Genomic DNA, 17,432 nt, shown 5'->3' on the forward strand with positions numbered 1-17,432 from the left:
GATGGAACTGGTCTACGCCTATCCCGCCGAACGCGGCCGGGGTGTGGAGGCCGAGATCGTCGGCAGCCTGCGCGACCGCTTCGGCGACGTGGTGCAGACAGGACGCGAGGAGCGCGACGCCGAACGCGGCAACCGCTCGGACGTGCTGGTGACGCTGGAGGTCGCCGACGGAAAGGCGGAGGCGGCGCTGACCGCGCTCCGCGCCCACCCGCTGGTGATCGACGCCGCCGCGCAGAGCTTCGGCGAGCGGGTCTGAGGTTTGAGGGGGAGCCCCCCTTGCGAGGCTCCTCCACCTTTCCTCCCGCACCGGGTGGAGGAGGGGCTGCCGGTTCTCCCCCTGAACCCCCCTGGCCTTTAGGACAGTTTCCCGTGCTCCGCGTGACCACGCGGCTCCGCTCCTGTTGACTATACCCACGAGGCAAGTCCGCATCACTCACCGGGGGCCAGTCGCCGTGAAGATGTCCGCCGCAGTTCCGCCTGTCGAGCAGGCGCAGGCCACCGTCAAACGCCGCTGGCCCATCGGGGTGGAACTGTTGCCCGGCGGCGTCCACGCCCGCGTCTGGGCCCCCAAGGCGGAGCGGGTCGAACTGGTGCTGGAGCCGGACGGGACCGCGACGGTGCTGGAGGGCGAGGGGAACGGCTACTTCTCCGGCTCCGTGACCGGGCTGGAGGCCGGCGGGCTCTATCGGTTCCGGCTCGATGGCGGCGAGACGCTCTATCCCGACCCGATGTCGCGCTTCCAGCCCGACGGGCCGCATGGTCCCTCGCAACTGGTCGATCCGCACCGGTTCGGCTGGACCGACCTGGATTGGCGCGGCCGGTCGATCAAGGGCCAGGTGATCTACGAGATGCACATCGGCACCTTCACGCCGGAAGGCGGCTGGGACGCGGCGCTTCGGGAACTGCCGGCGCTGGCCGAACTGGGCGTCACGGTGCTGGAACTGATGCCGGTGTCGGATTTTCCCGGCCGCTTCGGCTGGGGCTATGACGGGGTGAACCTGTTCGCCCCGACCCGGCTCTATGGCGATCCCGACGCCATGCGCCGCTTCGTCGACGGGGCGCACCGGCTCGGCCTCGCCGTCATTCTCGATGTCGTCTACAACCATCTCGGACCCGACGGCAATTACCTGAAGTGTTTCGCCGACGACTATTTCACCGACCGCTACAAGAACGAGTGGGGTGAGGCGATCAACTTCGACGGAGCCAATTCCGCTCCGGTGCGGGAGTTCTTCCTGACCAACGCCGCCTTCTGGATCGAAGAGTATCATTTGGACGGGCTGCGGCTGGACGCCACCCAGTCGATCTTCGACAGAGGCGAGCCGCATATCCTGACCGAGCTCTCCCGCGCGGTGCGCAAGGCCGCCGGCGACCGCGCCGCCATCCTGGTGGGGGAGAACGAGCCGCAGCACGCCAGCATGGTGAAGCCGGCCGAGGAGGGCGGCTGCGGACTCTGCGCCATCTGGAACGACGACTTCCACCACTCCGCCATGGTGGCGCTGGCTGGCCGGACAGAGGCCTACTACACCGACTACCGCGGCACGCCGCAGGAATTCGTGTCGGCGATGAAGCACGGCTTCCTCTATCAGGGGCAGTGGTATCGCTGGCAGGGCAAGCGGCGCGGCATGCCGGCCTTCGGCCTGCCGCGGCCGGCCTTCGTCACCTTCCTGCAGAACCACGACCAGATCGCCAACTCCGCCCGTGGATTGCGCGTGCATGCGCTGACCTCGCCGGGCCGGCTGCGCGCGATGACCGCGCTCACCCTGCTCGGCCCCGGCACGCCGATGCTGTTCCAGGGGCAGGAATTCGCCGCCAGCGCCCCCTTCCTCTATTTCGCCGACCACAAGCCGGAGCTGGCCGGTCTGGTGGAGAACGGACGGGCGGAGTTCCTGGCCCAGTTTCCCAGCATCGCCTCCCCGCCGCTGCGCGCCCGCCTGCCCAAGCCGCATGCGGAGGAAAGCTTCACCCGCTCCAAGCTGGACCATGGGGAGCGGGAGGCGAACGCCCATGTCTGGGCGATGCACCGCGACCTTCTGCGCCTGCGCCGGGAGGACCGGGTCTTCGCCGCCCAGCGCGTCGGCGGGTTGGATGGGGCAGTTCTGGGGGATGAAGCCTTCGTCCTTCGCATCTTCGGTGAGGAGAGGGAGGGCGACGACCGGCTGCTGCTGGTCAATCTGGGGCGCGACCTGACCCTGAGGGTTCTGGCGGAACCGCTGCTCGCCCCGCCGCGGGACGGCGCCTGGACGCTTCTGTGGTCGAGCGAGGATCCGCTCTATGGCGGCTGCGGCACCGCTCCGGTGGAACAGCCGGGCGGCGCATGGCGGCTGCCGGGGCATGCCGCCCTGGTTTTGCGCCCGGCGCGCGATTTTCCTACGAAAAGCGATGACGCCGGGGGCAACACAACCCCCGTCATCGTGGTTTCCAAGGGGTCGGAAACCGAAAGCGGATCGCAGGCTCACCATGTCTGATTTCGTTCGTACCCTGTCGCACGACCTGCTGGCCACCGATCCCGACAGTACCGGAACCCGGGAATGGCTCGTGGCGAACGGCCTCGGCGGCTACGCCTCGGGCGCCGTGTCGGGGGCGGTGACCCGGCGCTACCACGGGCTTCTGATCGCGGCGCTGCCGGCTCCGTTGGGCCGGGTGCTGATGCTGAGCCATCTGAGCGACGTCGTCGTCGGCGCCGACGGGCATGAATACTGGCTGAGCAGCCCCGAGGCGAGCGGCCACCCTAGGGAGGATGCGCAGACCGCCGCCCTGCAGGAATTCCGCATGGAGGCGGGGCTTCCGGTCTGGCGGTTCCGGGCCGGCGGTGCGGTCATCGAGAAGCAGATCGTCCTGCCGCATGGCCAGAACATCGTCCATGTCACCTACCGCGTTCTGGAAACCAAGGAGCCCATACGGCTGCGGCTGCGGCCCGTGCTGGCCTTCCGAACGCTGGAATCGGCGGTGGACCGACCGCTGGCGAGGGCCTACCGCATCACCGCGGCAGGCCAGCGCTACGAGGTGTCAGCCGGTCCCGATCTGCCGATTCTGCGCATGGCGATCGAGGGCGGCGACTTTCCGATGACGCTCGACGGCGGCGTCCGCAGCGAAATCTACTACCGTGTCGAGGACGAGCGCGGCTATCAGGCCCACGGCTCGCTGTGGACGCCCGGCTATTTCAGCGGCGTGGCCGGGGCGGGACAGAGCATCACCTTCGCCGCCGCGACCGAGGAGTGGTGGCGGCTGGAGGCGCTGCCGCCGACCGACGTGCTGCGGTTCGAGACCGGACGCCGCCGCCGCATCATCCAGAACGCCCATCCCAGCCTGCGGCACGGCGCGATGGCGGAACTCGTGCTGTCCGCCGACAGCTTCCTGTTCGTGCCGGCCGGCCGTGTCGCCGACCAGATGCGGGCACGGGCCGAGGGGGACGAGGTGCGGACGGTGATCGCCGGCTACCACTGGTTCACTGACTGGGGCCGCGATACGATGATCGCGCTGGAGGGGCTGACGCTGGCCACCGGCCGCCACATGGAGGCGGGCTGGATCCTGCACACCTTCGGCCATTACATCCGCGACGGCCTGATCCCCAACATGTTCCCCGACGGCAAGGACCGCGGGCTGTACCACACCGCCGACGCCACACTGTGGTTCTTCCACGCGCTGCACCGCTATCTGGCCGTCACCGGCGACCGCGACACGCTGCGCCTGCTGCTGCCCAAACTGCACGAGGTGATCGACTTCCACCGTCACGGCACCCGCTTCGGCATCGGCGTCGATCCCAAGGATGGGCTGCTGCGCCAGGGGCAGGAGGGCTACCAGCTGACCTGGATGGACGCCAAGGTGGACGATTGGGTCGTCACGCCGCGACGGGGAAAGGCGGTGGAGATCAACGCGCTGTGGTACAACGCCCTGCGCCTGATGACGGACTGGCTGCGCGAGGAGGACGGCGAAGCCGCCGCCCTGCCGCTGGAGGAGTTGGCCGACCAGGCGCGCGCCTCCTTCAACGCGCGGTTCTGGTGTCAGTCGGCAGGGCACCTGTTCGATGTGGTGGATGGCGAACATGGCGACGACATCGCCTGCCGTCCCAATCAGATCTTCGCCGTCTCGCTCGACCACCCGGTGCTGGAGCGGGAGCGGTGGAAGCCGGTGGTGGAGACGGTGCGCAAGCATCTGCTGACCCCGGTCGGGCTGCGGTCGCTGGCGCCCGGCTCCCGCGACTACAAGGCGAAGTATTTCGGCGACCTGCGGGCGCGCGACGCCGCCTATCACCAGGGTACCGTCTGGGGCTGGCTGATCGGCCCCTATGTCGATGCGTGGCTGAAGCTGCACCCGCAGGACCATGAGGGGGCGCGCCGGCTGCTGGAGGGCTTCCTGCCGCATCTGGACGAGGCCGGCATCGGGACCGTCAGCGAAATCTTCGATGCGGAACCGCCCTTCACGCCGCGGGGCTGCATATCCCAGGCCTGGAGCGTGGCGGAGGTGCTGCGGTGCTGGGTGAAGACCGACGGCTAAGCGGGACAAGGGTTGCGGAGCCGCCTCTCACCAAGGTCATAGAGCGGCGGTCCGAGGCGGCTCCACCCGTAACGATGGTGCAATGTCCTTGGAGGCAGTTGTCAACAGGGCACAACCGGGTGTGAAATCCAAGGGCATGGCGGAATGTGACAGATTTCGGTTGACACGCCGGCCAAGCCCCTAGGGCGCTGAATGGACGTTTCTTGTTAAAATTCAATTACTTAACAAGAATGCCTAAATTTTGGGCAAACACATTGGGAGCGTTGAAACGCCTAGTGCGAATCGGTGCTGCCCACGGCTTGCCCACACAGTTATCCACAAGCTCTGTGGAGACCGCGGGTTCTGCCCGCGGCCAAAGCTTATGACGTGCCCGCATGCCGAACCTGTACCTTCGATGCCTGTACTTTAGGCAGACAAACGGCACGGGGCATGCACAAGGAGGTAATCGGTTTGGATTTTAGCCAATCCGGAAAAAGCATCCTATAGTTCCCGAACGGATTCCTTCGGTGCCCCAACCAATCCGGTTGGATGGTTGATCGGATCGGGTCGATCGGATCCGCCCTAACGGACATGCGGAACAACAGCCAGAACGGAGGTGCCCATGCGGAGCGTTGTGCGAGGCGTCGCCGGCATACCGTACTCGACGATCCGCTCTGGGATGCCCCGGTCCGGTTGGCCGAAGAGTGGCGGCAGGGAGGCCGGGCGACCCCGGCAGGCGGGCGCCATTGCCCTGCTGACCGCCCTGATCGGTCCGTTGCTGGCCACGTCGGTGCTGGGTGCGCTGATCCTGCATCTGCTGGCCGGACTGGCGGCGAGGCTTCCCACCTCCGACGCGTTGGGGGCGCTGTCGGTCATGGCCGGAATGGCGATGGTCCTCGTCACCCTGCTTCCCTTCGCCCTGTTGTCGGTCAGGCGGGCACATCGCGCCTGGGCCGATATGCAGGCCGCGCTGCGCCGCTGATCCTCCACGCACTCAGGCACCCACTCAAGCACCCGCTCAGGGTTTTGCCTGAACGGGCTACCCCGAAGGCAGGAAACGATTGCCCTTGGCATCGTGCCCGCGTCTAATCGCAGGCATGGACGCCAGGGGGACGGCAGGTGCTGGCAAATGGGCGGCGCTCGCCTGTTCCCTGCCTGCCGTACGAAGCGGATTTCTGGGGGCGCGGGATGGGGCTTTTCGACTTCCTGAAGGTGACGGTGAAGGATCAGAAGCCGGCCAAGCCGGCCGGACGCATGCCGGTCAGCGTCGTGGAGTGCGACGGCAAGAGCTTCCCCATCGTGTCACTGACGCCCAAGGGCTTCGTCGCCCGCGGCTTCGACGGATCGCTGATCGTCGGACAGAATGCCCGGGTGTCGGTGCGCGTCGACGATCCGGCCGGCAAATTCACCTTCGCCGCGACCGTCGCGGTGGTGGAGGTGAAGGGACCGACCTTCGGCGCCACCTGGACGATCCTGCCGCCGGAGGTGGAGGGGGCTATCCGGCAATATGCCCAGAACCGCAAGCAGCAGGATGTCAAAGGAGCCCGGTAGCGGCGCCCAGAGAGTTCCCGTCCCTTACTGGCGGTCGGACGGAGCGCTGCCGGCCGGCGCCGGCATGCCGGCGTTGACGATCTTCGGCAGGGCCAGATTGCGGGCGCGATCCAGCCACTCCGACAGGGTGACGAACTCGCAGCCCTTGGCCCGCAGATCCGCGATCACCTGCGGCAGTGCCTGTGCGGTGCTGGGATAGGTCGAGTGCATCAGGAAGACGTTGCCCGGCATGCCGCCCAGCTTGATCTGGCTGACGATCTTGTCGGCGTTGCGCACCTGCCAGTCGCGCGTATCGACCGACCACAGGACCGATCCCATGCGCTCTTCGCGCACGACGGTCAGAAGTTCTTCCGAATAGCGGCCATAGGGCGGGCGGAACAGCACCGGATTGGCACCGAACTCCCGCAGGATGCGATTGGCCTCCGCGATTTCATAACGCGCGGCGGCCGCGTCCATCTTGCGCAGGTCGGAATGGGTCAGGCTGTGGTTGCCGATCTCGTGCCCACCGGCGACGAAATCCCGGATCAGGTCGCCCTGCCGCTCGGCGATGCGGCCGACCGGGAAATAGGTGGCGCGCACGCCCTCCCGATTCAGGATGTCCAGAACCTGCCGGGTCACCGTGCGGTGCGGCCCATCATCGAAGGTCAGGGCGCAGAGGTTCCAGTTTTCCCTCTTCAGCGTCGCCGGCATCACGTCATAGCGCGAATCCGGCATCACCGAGCGCAGCCGGCCCTTGCGGCGGCTGTGCTGCTCGATGTCCGCCATCGTGCGGGCGTCTTCCTCGTTGTAGATGATCAGCCCTTCGGCCGGCGGGATGGCGGCGGCGACGGCCGGGGGTGGCGGTCCCAGCGGCGCCAGCGGCGCGGCGGCGGCGGAACCGATCGGCGCCAGAACCGAGGTCGTCGTCCCGGACGGCGCTTCCGGCTTGGCCGAAGGCCGCGGCGTCGCCTCGGCGGTTGCCGGGGCGGGCGGCGCGACGGCCACGGTCACGGCCGGAGCGGGCTCTGCCGGAGCGGGCGTTGACTGGGTGGGTGTTGCCAGAGCGGGCGCTGTTTGAGCGGTCGTTGCCGGGGCCGAGGTTTCCGGGGCCGGCGGACGGTCGACGACGAGGCAGCCGAAGCCGGCGCCGACGATGCGGCGGCACAGCGCCTTCGGATCGGTCCCTTTGGCAACCTGGGCGTAGAGCGCCACGCCCCCGGCCTCGCTCTTGCCGTCCAGCAGCGTGACGGACGCGGTCAGGCCCGCGGCCAGTTCGGGCCGGCGCCGCTGCAGGCTCTTCCAACTCCACCAAGCGTCGCCGTCGCGGGAATAGATGCCCAGTTGCAGAACCGGCCCGTTGGCCGGCTTGTCTTCCGCCTTCACGGGCGTGGCGTTGGATTTCTCTGGCGCCGTTTTGGCGGCGGGCGGGCGCGCAGGACCGGAATCGGGTGCGGCGGCGGCGGGTAGGGCAGGCAGGGAGAGAGCGCAGGCCAGCAGAGCGGCACGCATCAGACCGCTGCCGGACCGGCCGGTGCGGAGCCCGGTGGCCGAAGCGGCGTCAAGGCCGCGGACGGCGCCGGACATCATAACGCTGGAGGCGGTGGAGGCGGTGCTCGGCCGGAAGATGCGCAACATATCGGTCCCGTCACTTGGCCCAGCCACAATTTGCGGGACCGCCGGTTGATCGCGGTGCAATATCATTCCAAAGGTATTAATTCAAACGTCAAGCGGCGGAATTGGGGCAATTCCGGCGGATTTCGGGCAGGCGTTGCCAATCGGAAACGGTGGAATGCCACGTGGGCGGCTTTGCTGCACAACCGTTGGGCAAAGACCGGACCGGAACCGGCGGGGCCGTGGCGGGGTTCAATAGGGGAAACCCCAGCCGTGAAGGAGACGACCCGTATGGCCGAGGATTTGGAAAGCCGCATCCGTCGGCGCGCGCATGAGATTTGGGAACGCGAAGGCCGGCCTGAGGGGCGCGCCGAAGCCAATTGGGAATTGGCCAAAGAAGAGATCGCGATCGAGGACAATTACCTGGACACGCTGAAGCCCAACCCGGCCGGCGGCCCGGAAGCGACCGCGATGCGGACGGAGCCGGTGGAGCCGGTGCTGGCCGTGGCCAATCAGGGCGAACCGCCGGGGCTGGCCGATCAGGGCGACGAGTTCGGCATGCCCATGCGCGGCGACCGTGAAGCCTGGCCCACGCCGGAGGAAGCGGCCTCTACCGCGGTGCCGCCCAACCGCAGCAAGAAGACCCGCCGCCGGGTGTGACCGTTACTGTTCGAGCAGCCCTGACCGTTCGATTGGATGCCCCGGCCGTCAGGCCGGGGCTTTCTCCGTTGCGGCCGGCCCGCCTTCGGCAGTGCCCGACTTTTCCATCGGAGCGGTGGCGCGGCCGGTGTCGCCCGGCTGGGATGCCGGCGTCGGAGTGGCCGCGGGTGCAAGGGCAGGCGCTTGCGAATCCGGCGCGGGCGCGGGGAAGGATGCGGTGGCCGGCGCATCGTCCAGCCGGTCGTAGATGTCCGGGTGCAGGCGGACGGCGCCGTCGGCTTCGACGGTCGCGATCCAATAGACGAATTGCACCGGCATCGGCGTCGCCAACTTAACCCATTGCGGTTGCATCCGTTCCAGCATGCGGTCGATCCGCGCGGGCGTCACCGTGGTGCCCTGCAGCAGCAATTCCGCCAGACGGCGCGGATCCTCCAGACGGACGCAGCCGGAACTGATCGAGCGGAGTTCCCGCGAGAACAGGCGCGGCTCGTTGGTGCCGTGCAGATAGATGTCGTAGGGATTGGTCAGGTTGAAGCGGAAGCGGCCCAGCGCATTGTGGTCGCCCGGCTTCTGGACGATGCGGACCCGTCCGGGAGTGACGCCGTACCAGTCGACCGTCTCCGGCATCACCTCCTGCCCGTCGAGATAGACGGTGGCGTTCTGGATGCCGGGAACCCCCTTGGCCCGCAGCATCGGCAGTTTGTCCTCCTTGAGGATGGTAGGCGGCACGGTCCAGGTCGGGTTGACGATGATGTGGGTGATTCGGTCGGTCAGCAGCGGCGTCTCGCGCGACGGCCGGCCGACGATCGCGCGCATCGTCAACTCCTCCTCCCCGCCGCGGACCAGCGTGGTGGTCTGGTCGGTCAGGTTCACCACAAGCACATCGTCTGGAGCGGTGTCGCGGAAACTGCGCATGGCCACCGCGCTCTGCCGCATCAGGCTTGCCGCCTCGGCCGGCGTGCGGTCCAGCGCGGCACGGGTGCCGGCCCCGACCAGCCCGTCCGGCTTCAGGCGCTGCGAGAGCTGGAAGGCCCTCACCGCATGGTCGACGTCCGTCGTGAAGGTGTCGGACAGCTTGTCGGCCGGCAGCAAGCCGAGTTCCAGCAGCCGCTGGGACAGGCGGGCGACCCGCTCCCCCCGGCTTCCCAGCTTGAGCGTCCCGCCTTCGCCGATTCGGGTGGAAACCTGGGCGGGAACGCTTTCCAGCTCCATCGCGGCACCGTCGAGCCGGTCGGCCCATTGGGTCAGCATGTCGCGGTAGGGCAGGGCGTCAGCCGAGGCCGGACCGAACAGCGCCAGCGCCGATGCGGCCGCCATGGCCAGGACGGCCAGTTTGCGGGGCTTGCGGAAGTCGGCGGATACGGTCATGTCGAAACCCTCTGTCGCGGCGGGGCTGTTGCGCATCGGAAGGGATGCGTCGCGGCCCTTATGAACAATCTAGGCAACGCAATAATGGAAGGCGAGGCGTGCGGCGCGAAAACTCCGCGAACATTCGCCCAGTGTGGCTTTCCCGCCGTCGTCCTATGACCATGCCTATGCAATAAGGTCACAGTGCAAAATTTTTTGATTGCCTAGGCCGATGACCTTCCCTATACGAATATCCGTTCGGAGACGTTTCCCGCGAAACGGAGCGCTCCGGATCAGCGTTGGTTACAAGGTTTACACCTAACGTGGGCGCAAAGCGACCCGCCAGACGCCAAACGGCCACATCGTAGAACGGCCAAACGCAAAACGACGAGGTTCGGGGATGCTCTTGGGGGATGACGAGCGTGCCGCTCCGGCCATGGGGCGGCGCGGGTTCCTGGGTTTTGCCGCCGCGGCGGTGTCCGCGGCCGTTCCGGCCGCATCGGGGATGGTGACGAGCGTCGCGGCCAGGGTCGTGACGGGTGGCGTGGTAACCGGCGTGACCGCGGCTCCGGTCCTGCTGGGGTCGGGTTCGGCCGAGGCGGCGCCTCTGGCCGGCGGTGTCCGGCGCCTCAGCCTTCACAACATCAACACCAACGAGCGCTTCGACGGTGTCTATTGGGCCGACGGCAACTACAAGGCCGATGCCCTGCGCAAGCTCGACGTGCTTCTGCGCGACCACCGCGCCAAGCAGGTCTGCCGCTACGACCCGCGCCTGTTCGACCTGCTCGCCCGCGTGCACCAGAGCGTCGGGTCCGACGATCCCTTCGAGGTCATCTGCGGCTACCGTTCCCGCCGTACCAATGCGATGGCGCGCCGCCGGTCGCGCGGGGTGGCGAAGGAAAGCTACCATACCCGCGGCATGGCCATCGACATCCGCCTTCCCGATACGCAACTGCGCGCCATTTCCGAGACGGCGAAGGCGATGCAGGGCGGCGGCGTCGGCTTCTACCCGCGCAGCGGCTTCGTTCATCTCGACGTCGGCCCCGTGCGCAGCTGGTAATAACAGCGGTCATTGATGATGGCCGTTGTTATCCGTGCCGACCGGCATGGCGGCGGCCCATGCCGCCGAAGCTTTTGTTCCTGAATGGGTCAGGATCAAAAGCCGCTGTTACAAGGCCGCGTGCCGGCGTTCGCGCCCGGCCGATTTCGAGCGTTCGTATTGAAAAATGCCCCGCATCAGGTGATGCGGGGCTTTTCGTATGGGACATTCGCGAAGTTCCGCCGCATAGGCGAAACCGGCGACTGTCTTCTTCCGTCAATCGCGGGGCGATGGCTTGGACGCGCGCAGGATGTCGGTCGGATCCCACACGGCACCGTGGCGGCGACGCTTCCCCTTGTCCTTGCCCGATGCATCGTCCGATCCGGCGGCCTTGACCCGCGGCATGTCGCTGCGGATCGCCCGGCTGGTCGCGCGGGTGCCGTTCGCCTCGATCATCGCGCTTGCCGACACGCCCTTCCAGCCACCGCCCTGGCCGTTGTCGTCGGCCGGAGCGCCCTCGAAGGACGGCGGTTGGCCATCATCCTCGTCGTCCTCGCCCGGCCCCTCCGCTGGTTCCCTGATTTCAGGGGAGAGGGCGGAGAGCAGCGACAACATTTCGTCCGAAACATGTGACGGAGCGGCGCGCCAAAGGCGCAGCAACCGCGCCTCGCGCCGGCTGATCTGCGTGTCGTTGTCGTTGGATTCCTCGAAGCCGCGGCGGCGCCGTGATCCGTCGGGATCGTTGTAGGTGTCGAAGAAGAAGCTGACCGGAACGTCCAGAACCTGGCCCAGGCGATAAAGGGTTCCGGCTGAAATGCGGTTGGAACCGCGTTCGTATTTCTGGACCTGCTGAAAGGTCAGGCCGATGGCCTCGCCCAGTTTTTCCTGGCTCATCCCCAGCAAGGTCCGGCGCATTCGCACGCGCTGTCCTACATGGGCATCCACAGACCAGGACTCCGGCGATCCGCGTCGTCCTCTTTTGCGCGCCGTCGGTTCACTCATGTCCATCGGTCTCCGATAGCCAGTCTACCATCGTCACTCTTTACGAGAATGCAAAGATTGATTGCATGTCCTTTTGCCGATTTCAAGAGAAAACTTTTAAATATTGGTATACGCGGGTCATATTCCGATAGGTGTTGGTGAATGAGAAACATTCGCGGGGGTTGCTTTGTTACAGAATTGAATTATTACCGAAGTTGCCAGAGTCAATTCCACAGGCATTTTGTACACACTCTACACCCATCCCTTCGCGGAAATCTCCATGTCTTCCGACTCACCCAATGGTTAGATCGATAGCTTACGGGTTTCAGTCATCAACCGTTCGAAACCGGATGGTATTAGATCTGCTACAAATGGTGATGGCAAACCTTCTGGTTGCGGCAAATAATCATGCGCAAGCAAAGCAATTCTTAACTTGGGATAGGCCGATATAGAGTGTCACGCACCGGCTTCTGTTCGGCAAGGGCCGTAATCGTTGGGCAGGGAAGCATTAATAGATAATTAACCATGCCAACCGACCCCGTGGAGCGGGGGCCGGGGCCGGGTTCACCGGCTTTCCCGCCGTGATGCGTGACTATCCGTATCGGCCTTGGCGGCGTCCTTCGTTCGGACAGGCGCCGGCGTGGCGGTGACGCCGGGAGCCCATGGCCCGCCGGGGGCGGCGAACGCCTCCACATGGTCGCGCAGCTTCTGGACCTGGGAGGGCGTGACGCTGCGGCCGAAGCGCGACTTCAGCAGGGCGGCGAGCGCGCCGCGTGTCGGGCGCTCGCCGCCGGCCGAGAGGGTGCGATAGACGGCGAAGGCCTCGGCATAGAGCCGGATGCGTTCCGGCCGGCGGCGCAGTTGTATGGCCTGCGCGTCGGTGCTCCGCTCCAGATGACAGGTCAGGAGCCGGACGGCCTCGTCCTCGCTCAGGTCGGGCAGGGGAACCGCCGGGGAGAGCGGCGGCTCCGGCCGGCCGATGGATTCGCGCAGGCGACGCCGGCGCTGGCGCTCGCGGTCGCCGGCGCGCAGCCGCTCGGCATAGGCGGGGTCGGCGCCGCGGCGTTCGGTGCGGTTGCGGTTGGAGCGTGCGGCGCGCTCGGCCTCGCGCTCTCTCGCCGCCGGATCGCGCAGCAGGAAGGCCAACTCCTCCGCCGTCAGCCGATGCTCCTCCTCCGGCGCGGGGAGGGGAGGGGCGGGAGGGGGATCGTCGGTGCCGCCGTCGCTGTCCATTCCGGGACAACGCTCCGCTTGCGCTTCCTGTTCCACCGGCGCCGCTCTTTCCATGCGGTCCCACGGATGGTCCCCGCATGGAATGGGCCCGCATGGAGTAGGCGGGAGATTTCATGTCCGGGCACGGGCCCGCCCGTGCTAGACAGGGCCGGACTAAACCGGGCCGGCGCTCCGCCGCACCCGGCCCCGGTCCCGTGCCCCCCGTGTCCTGCGCCATTGTGGAATCAGACCGACCATGACCCCCCGGCAAGCCCTTCAGCAGCGCCTTGCGGCCCTGGATGCCCATCTGCGCGAGGAAAATCCCAACCTGCTGCCGGTCCTCCCGACCTTCCGCGCCTTCGACCGGATCCTGGCCGGGCTGGGTCTGATCGACCGTCATGAATCGCTGACCACCCGCATTCCCTGGTGGCCGATGGTCGCGGTGCTCGGCACCTTCTCGGCCGGCAAGTCGACCTTCCTCAACGGCTATCTCGGCGAGCCCCTGCAGAACACCGGCAACCAGGCGGTCGACGACAAGTTCACCGTCATCTGCCACGGGCCGGAGACGCGGAAAGAAGCGCTGCCGGGCACCGCGCTGAACGCCGACCCGCGTTTTCCCTTCTACCGCATCGCCGACGAGATCGAGAAGGTGGCGGCCGGCGAAGGCAAGCGGATCGACAATTACCTGCAGCTGAAGACGCTGGCCGGGCCGCGGACCAAGGGCAAGATCTTCATCGATTCGCCGGGCTTCGACGCCGACGACCAGCGCCGCTCCGTTCTGCGGCTGGTGGACCACATCGTCGAGCTGTCGGACCTCGTGCTGGTCTTCTTCGACGCCCGCCATCCGGAACCGGGCGCCATGCAGGACACGCTGCGCCATCTGGTCGCCAAGACGGTGAACCGTGCCGACGCCCGCAAGGTCTGCTACATCCTGAACCAGGTCGATACCACGGCCAAGGAAGACAATCTGGAGGCGGTGTTCGGCGCCTGGCAGCGGGCGATCGCCCAGGCCGGGCTGGTGTCCGGCCGCTTCTATGCCATCTACGACCAGCGTTCCGCCGTCGCCATCGAGGATGACGGACGCCGTGCCCGCTACGAGGCGCGGCGCGACCACGACCTTGCCGAACTCCACACCCGCATCAACGAGGTGGAGGTCGCGCGGGCCTACCGCATCATCGGCTCCATCGACAGCCTGACCAAGGAACTGGAAGGCGAGGTCATCCCCAAGCTCCGCGAGGCGATGGCGGCATGGCGCCGGCGGGTGCTGATCGGCGACGCGGTGTGGGGCGTGCTCCTTCTGGTGCTGCTGGGGACCTTCCTGCAGACGATCGGCGGCGGGATCGCCGGCTTCCTTGGCTGGCTGTTCGACAATCCCGACGGCGGCGTGCCGCTGCGCGTCGTCGGTGCGGCGGTGATTCTGGGCGGGCTGTTCCTGGCCGGCCATTTCAAGATCCGGCAGTTCTTCGCCCGCCGCATCGCCGCCGGCCTGAGCGACCGCTTCGGCGACGTCGATCTGAACCTGCGGCAGGCCTTCCTCGCCAACACTCGCTTCTTCCGCTCGATCTTCGCCAAGCAGCCGGCGGGCTGGGGCGGCAGGGCGCGCAAGGCGATCTTCGCCATCCGCGAAGCGACGGCGGTGCATGTCCAGCGCATCAACGACCTCTACACCGACCCGGCCGGCCGCCGGGCGCGGGAGGCCGCCTCCACCCCCGCCACCGCCGCGGAGTGACCGGGGGGATAGCCGGTACGGACGGGATGGGCGCGACGCCGGGGGGCCATCCCACGCTTTTCCGCGCCCAAACCCCGCGTTGCCATGGACAGGACGGTGCATCGTGCTATAAACGCGCGGTTTCGAACATGGGAAAAGGGGCGCGGGTCGTGGCCATCGACGCGTCGATTCTGGTCCTCAACGGGCCGAACCTCAACATGCTGGGCGTGCGGGAACCGCAAATCTACGGGTCCATGACCCTGGACGATCTGGAGGCCGCCTGCCACGAGCGTGCCGACCAGCTGGGTCTGACAGTGGATTTCCGCCAATCCAACCACGAAGGCGAACTGGTCTCGTGGATTCAGCAGGCCCGCACGGAGTGTGACGGCATCATCATCAACGCCGGCGCCTACACCCACACCTCGGTCGCGATCATGGACAGTCTGATCCTGTCGGAACTGCCGGTGATCGAGGTCCATCTTTCGAACATCTTCAAGCGCGAGCCGGTCCGCCATCACTCCTACATCTCGCCGGTGGCGAGTGGGATGATCTGCGGGTTCGGGCCGCACGGGTATCTTCTGGCGCTGGACGCCATCGCGAACATCATCGACCGCGATTAAGGAAACGGGAACGACTGACATCATGGCGAGCTTCGACATCGACGGCGATCTGGTCCGCAAGCTGGCGGACCTCCTGCGTGAGACGGGCTTGAGCGAGATCGAGTTCGCCGAGGGCGAAAAGCGCATCCGCGTCACCCGCCCGACCGCCTCCCAGACGGTCGCCGTCCAGGCCGCCCCGGTCCTGGCGGCCGCCCCGGCCGCCGCCGTGGCCGCTTCGGTCTCGGCCAAGCCGGTGAGCCATCCGGGCGCGGTGACCTCGCCGATGGTCGGCACCGCCTATCTGGCGGCCGAGCCGGGCGGCACCCCCTTCGTCCGCGCGGGCGACGTGGTCAAGGCCGGCCAGACCATCATGATCATCGAGGCGATGAAGGTCATGAACCCGATCAAGGCCCCGCGCGGCGGCACGGTCGCCGAGGTGCTGGTGTCCGACGCCCAGCCGGTCGAATTCGGCGAAGTTCTCCTCATCATCGAGTAAGCGGGGCATTCCCTTGGCGATGTTCGAAAAGGTCCTGATCGCGAACCGTGGTGAGATCGCCCTGCGCATCCACCGCGCCTGCCGCGAGATGGGGATCCAGACCGTGGCGGTGCATTCCACCGCCGACGCCGACGCCATGCACGTCCGCCTCGCCGACGAGAGCGTGTGCATCGGTCCGGCGTCTGCGCGCGAGAGCTACCTCAACATCCCGGCCATCCTGTCGGCGGCGTCGATCACCAATGTCGACGCCATCCATCCCGGCATCGGCTTCCTGTCCGAAAACGCCCAGTTCGCGGAGATGGTGGAGGAGCACGGCTTCACCTTCATCGGCCCGACGCCGGAGCATATCCGGATCATGGGCGACAAGGTCACCGCCAAGAAGACGGTGATGGAGCAGGGGCTGCCGGTGGTTCCCGGATCCGACGGGCCGGTGACGACGCTGGAGGAGGCCGAGAGGGTCGCCCACGAGACCGGCTATCCGGTGCTGATCAAGGCGGCGGCCGGCGGCGGCGGCAAGGGGATGAAGGTCGCCCGCAACCCCGACCAGTTGAAGGAAGCCTATCAGCTGGCCCGTGGCGAGGCGCGCGCCGCCTTCGGCAACGACGAGGTCTATCTGGAGAAGTATCTCGGCCGGCCCCGGCACATCGAGATCCAGCTCCTGGGCGACACCCACGGCACCTGCGTGCATTTCGGCGAGCGCGACTGCTCCGTCCAGCGCCGGCACCAGAAGGTGATCGAGGAAGCGCCGAGCCCGGCCCTGAACGCCGAACAGCGCGAGTATATCGGCGCCCTGGCGGCCAAGACCGCGGCGGCCATCGGCTATCGCGGCGTCGGCACGATGGAGTTCCTGTTCGAGGACGGGCAGTTCTATTTCATCGAGATGAACACCCGCCTGCAGGTGGAACACACCATCACCGAGATGATCACCGGCATCGATCTGGTCCGCGAGCAGATCCGCGTCGCCGCCGGTGCGCCGCTGGGCTACGCCCAGTCGGACATCCGCTTCGAAGGCCATGCCATCGAATGCCGCGTGAACGCCGAGAACCCGGAAACCTTCATGCCGTCGCCGGGCAAGATCGACGGCTACCACGCGCCGGGCGGCCTGGGCGTGCGCGTCGATTCGGCGCTGTATGACGGTTACCGCGTTCCGCCGCATTACGACAGCCTGATCGCCAAGCTGGTCGTCCACGGCACCACACGCAACGAGTGCCTGATGCGGCTGCGCCGTTCGATCGAGGAATATGTGATCGGCGGCATCCAGACCACGCTGCCGCTGCATGACCGCATCATTGCCCAGCAGGCCTTCATCGACGGCAATTACGACATCCATTGGCTGGAACAGCTGATGGCGAAGTCCTGACCGGCTGCTGAAGCCGACTTTACAGCGATAGCTGCCGCGGCAATCCGCCGCGGTCCTGAAGCCCCTCCCTCAAGTCGAGAGAGGGGCTTTTTCTTTACAAGATCTTTCTTTTGGAAAAGAGCTGCCACCCTTGATGTGGAGTTTATACTTTGCATTCTAGGAATTCGGCCGCTTTTTCGCGTTCCTGTTCGCAAACTGCGAGGCCGGTTGCATTTACCGACGATTGCCGGTGCATGACCAATTTCCGCACGACCCTTGAAGTTTATAGGGGTTTCCCCTGAAGGCCGATTTCAGGCCCAGCCGTTGTGCGTGGCACACTGTTTGCTCTTTTGATCTGGGTCAGTGCGGGCCGGCATCCACTCAGAGTAGATGAACAGGCTGCCAGCAATCCGTAACCAGCATTCGTCCGGGCCGGC

General features: G+C 66.8%; 14 protein-coding genes and 1 pseudogene. 11 read left to right on the plus strand and 4 right to left on the minus strand.

What is annotated here, in order from left to right; all coding sequences use genetic code 11:
- Nucleotide 1: 1 nt before the first annotated feature.
- The 5 genes from DM194_RS03445 to DM194_RS03465 all read left to right on the plus strand — a co-directional run bounded on the left by DM194_RS03445 (nt 2) and on the right by DM194_RS03465 (nt 6,024).
- Entirely contained in the window at nt 2–256 is a 255-nt protein-coding gene (locus DM194_RS03445; RefSeq protein ID WP_111065931.1) for a hypothetical protein, read from the plus strand.
- A gap of 202 nt (nt 257–458) precedes the next feature.
- Entirely contained in the window at nt 459–2,465 is a 2,007-nt protein-coding gene (treZ, locus tag DM194_RS03450) for a malto-oligosyltrehalose trehalohydrolase (RefSeq protein WP_246024316.1), read from the plus strand.
- Complete coding sequence (locus tag DM194_RS03455; RefSeq protein WP_111065932.1) at nt 2,458–4,494, plus strand: amylo-alpha-1,6-glucosidase; 2,037 nt, start codon at nt 2,458–2,460, stop codon at nt 4,492–4,494. Before treZ ends, DM194_RS03455 begins: the two co-directional genes overlap by 8 nt.
- A gap of 658 nt (nt 4,495–5,152) precedes the next feature.
- Nucleotides 5,153–5,455: a hypothetical protein gene (locus DM194_RS03460; RefSeq protein ID WP_162629954.1), complete on the plus strand. Its 303-nt coding sequence runs from the start codon at nt 5,153–5,155 to the stop codon at nt 5,453–5,455.
- A gap of 206 nt (nt 5,456–5,661) precedes the next feature.
- On the plus strand, nt 5,662–6,024 hold the full coding sequence (locus DM194_RS03465) for a hypothetical protein (protein ID WP_111065934.1): 363 nt from the start codon (nt 5,662–5,664) through the stop codon (nt 6,022–6,024).
- 24 nt (nt 6,025–6,048) lie between these two features.
- On the opposite strand, the gene DM194_RS03470 is transcribed toward DM194_RS03465, so the two are convergent.
- Nucleotides 6,049–7,638 (minus strand): polysaccharide deacetylase family protein, encoded by a 1,590-nt coding sequence (locus DM194_RS03470; RefSeq protein ID WP_111065935.1) that lies wholly within the window; start codon nt 7,636–7,638, stop codon nt 6,049–6,051.
- 267 nt (nt 7,639–7,905) lie between these two features.
- Here DM194_RS03470 and DM194_RS03475 point away from each other — a divergent pair, with 267 nt between their 5' ends.
- Nucleotides 7,906–8,274, plus strand: a complete 369-nt coding sequence (locus tag DM194_RS03475; RefSeq protein ID WP_111065936.1) for a DUF2934 domain-containing protein — start codon at nt 7,906–7,908, stop codon at nt 8,272–8,274.
- Between the two features lie 48 nt (nt 8,275–8,322).
- Here DM194_RS03475 and DM194_RS03480 read toward each other — a convergent pair whose 3' ends face one another.
- Complete coding sequence (locus DM194_RS03480; RefSeq protein ID WP_111067723.1) at nt 8,323–9,642, minus strand: L,D-transpeptidase family protein; 1,320 nt, start codon at nt 9,640–9,642, stop codon at nt 8,323–8,325.
- Nucleotides 9,643–10,021: 379 nt separating this feature from the next.
- Between DM194_RS03480 and mepK the strand changes: the two genes are divergently transcribed.
- A complete protein-coding gene (mepK, locus tag DM194_RS03485) occupies nt 10,022–10,681 on the plus strand; it encodes a peptidoglycan L,D-endopeptidase MepK (protein WP_111065937.1) in 660 nt (219 codons plus the stop codon).
- Nucleotides 10,682–11,400: 719 nt separating this feature from the next.
- On the opposite strand, the pseudogene DM194_RS03490 reads toward mepK, so the two are convergent.
- Together DM194_RS03490 and DM194_RS03495 are read right to left on the minus strand one after the other, a co-directional pair.
- Nucleotides 11,401–11,662 (minus strand): annotated as a pseudogene (locus tag DM194_RS03490) (helix-turn-helix domain-containing protein); the annotation flags it as partial.
- Between the two features lie 543 nt (nt 11,663–12,205).
- Nucleotides 12,206–12,874 carry a hypothetical protein gene (locus DM194_RS03495; protein ID WP_111065938.1) on the minus strand — a complete coding sequence of 223 codons (669 nt, stop codon included), beginning with the start codon at nt 12,872–12,874 and terminating at the stop codon, nt 12,206–12,208.
- Between the two features lie 235 nt (nt 12,875–13,109).
- Here DM194_RS03495 and DM194_RS03500 point away from each other — a divergent pair, with 235 nt between their 5' ends.
- The 4 genes from DM194_RS03500 to accC all read left to right on the plus strand — a co-directional run bounded on the left by DM194_RS03500 (nt 13,110) and on the right by accC (nt 17,016).
- Nucleotides 13,110–14,582, plus strand: a complete 1,473-nt coding sequence (locus DM194_RS03500) for a dynamin family protein (protein WP_111065939.1) — start codon at nt 13,110–13,112, stop codon at nt 14,580–14,582.
- 149 nt (nt 14,583–14,731) lie between these two features.
- Nucleotides 14,732–15,181, plus strand: a complete 450-nt coding sequence (gene aroQ, locus DM194_RS03505) for a type II 3-dehydroquinate dehydratase (RefSeq protein WP_111065940.1) — start codon at nt 14,732–14,734, stop codon at nt 15,179–15,181.
- 22 nt (nt 15,182–15,203) lie between these two features.
- Nucleotides 15,204–15,656: an acetyl-CoA carboxylase biotin carboxyl carrier protein gene (accB, locus tag DM194_RS03510; protein WP_111065941.1), complete on the plus strand. Its 453-nt coding sequence runs from the start codon at nt 15,204–15,206 to the stop codon at nt 15,654–15,656.
- Between the two features lie 19 nt (nt 15,657–15,675).
- Nucleotides 15,676–17,016, plus strand: coding sequence for an acetyl-CoA carboxylase biotin carboxylase subunit (gene accC, locus DM194_RS03515; RefSeq protein WP_111065942.1), 1,341 nt, complete (start codon nt 15,676–15,678; stop codon nt 17,014–17,016).
- The last annotated feature ends 416 nt before the right edge of the window (nt 17,017–17,432 follow it).

This window comes from Azospirillum ramasamyi (genome assembly GCF_003233655.1).
Taxonomy (GTDB): domain Bacteria; phylum Pseudomonadota; class Alphaproteobacteria; order Azospirillales; family Azospirillaceae; genus Azospirillum; species Azospirillum ramasamyi.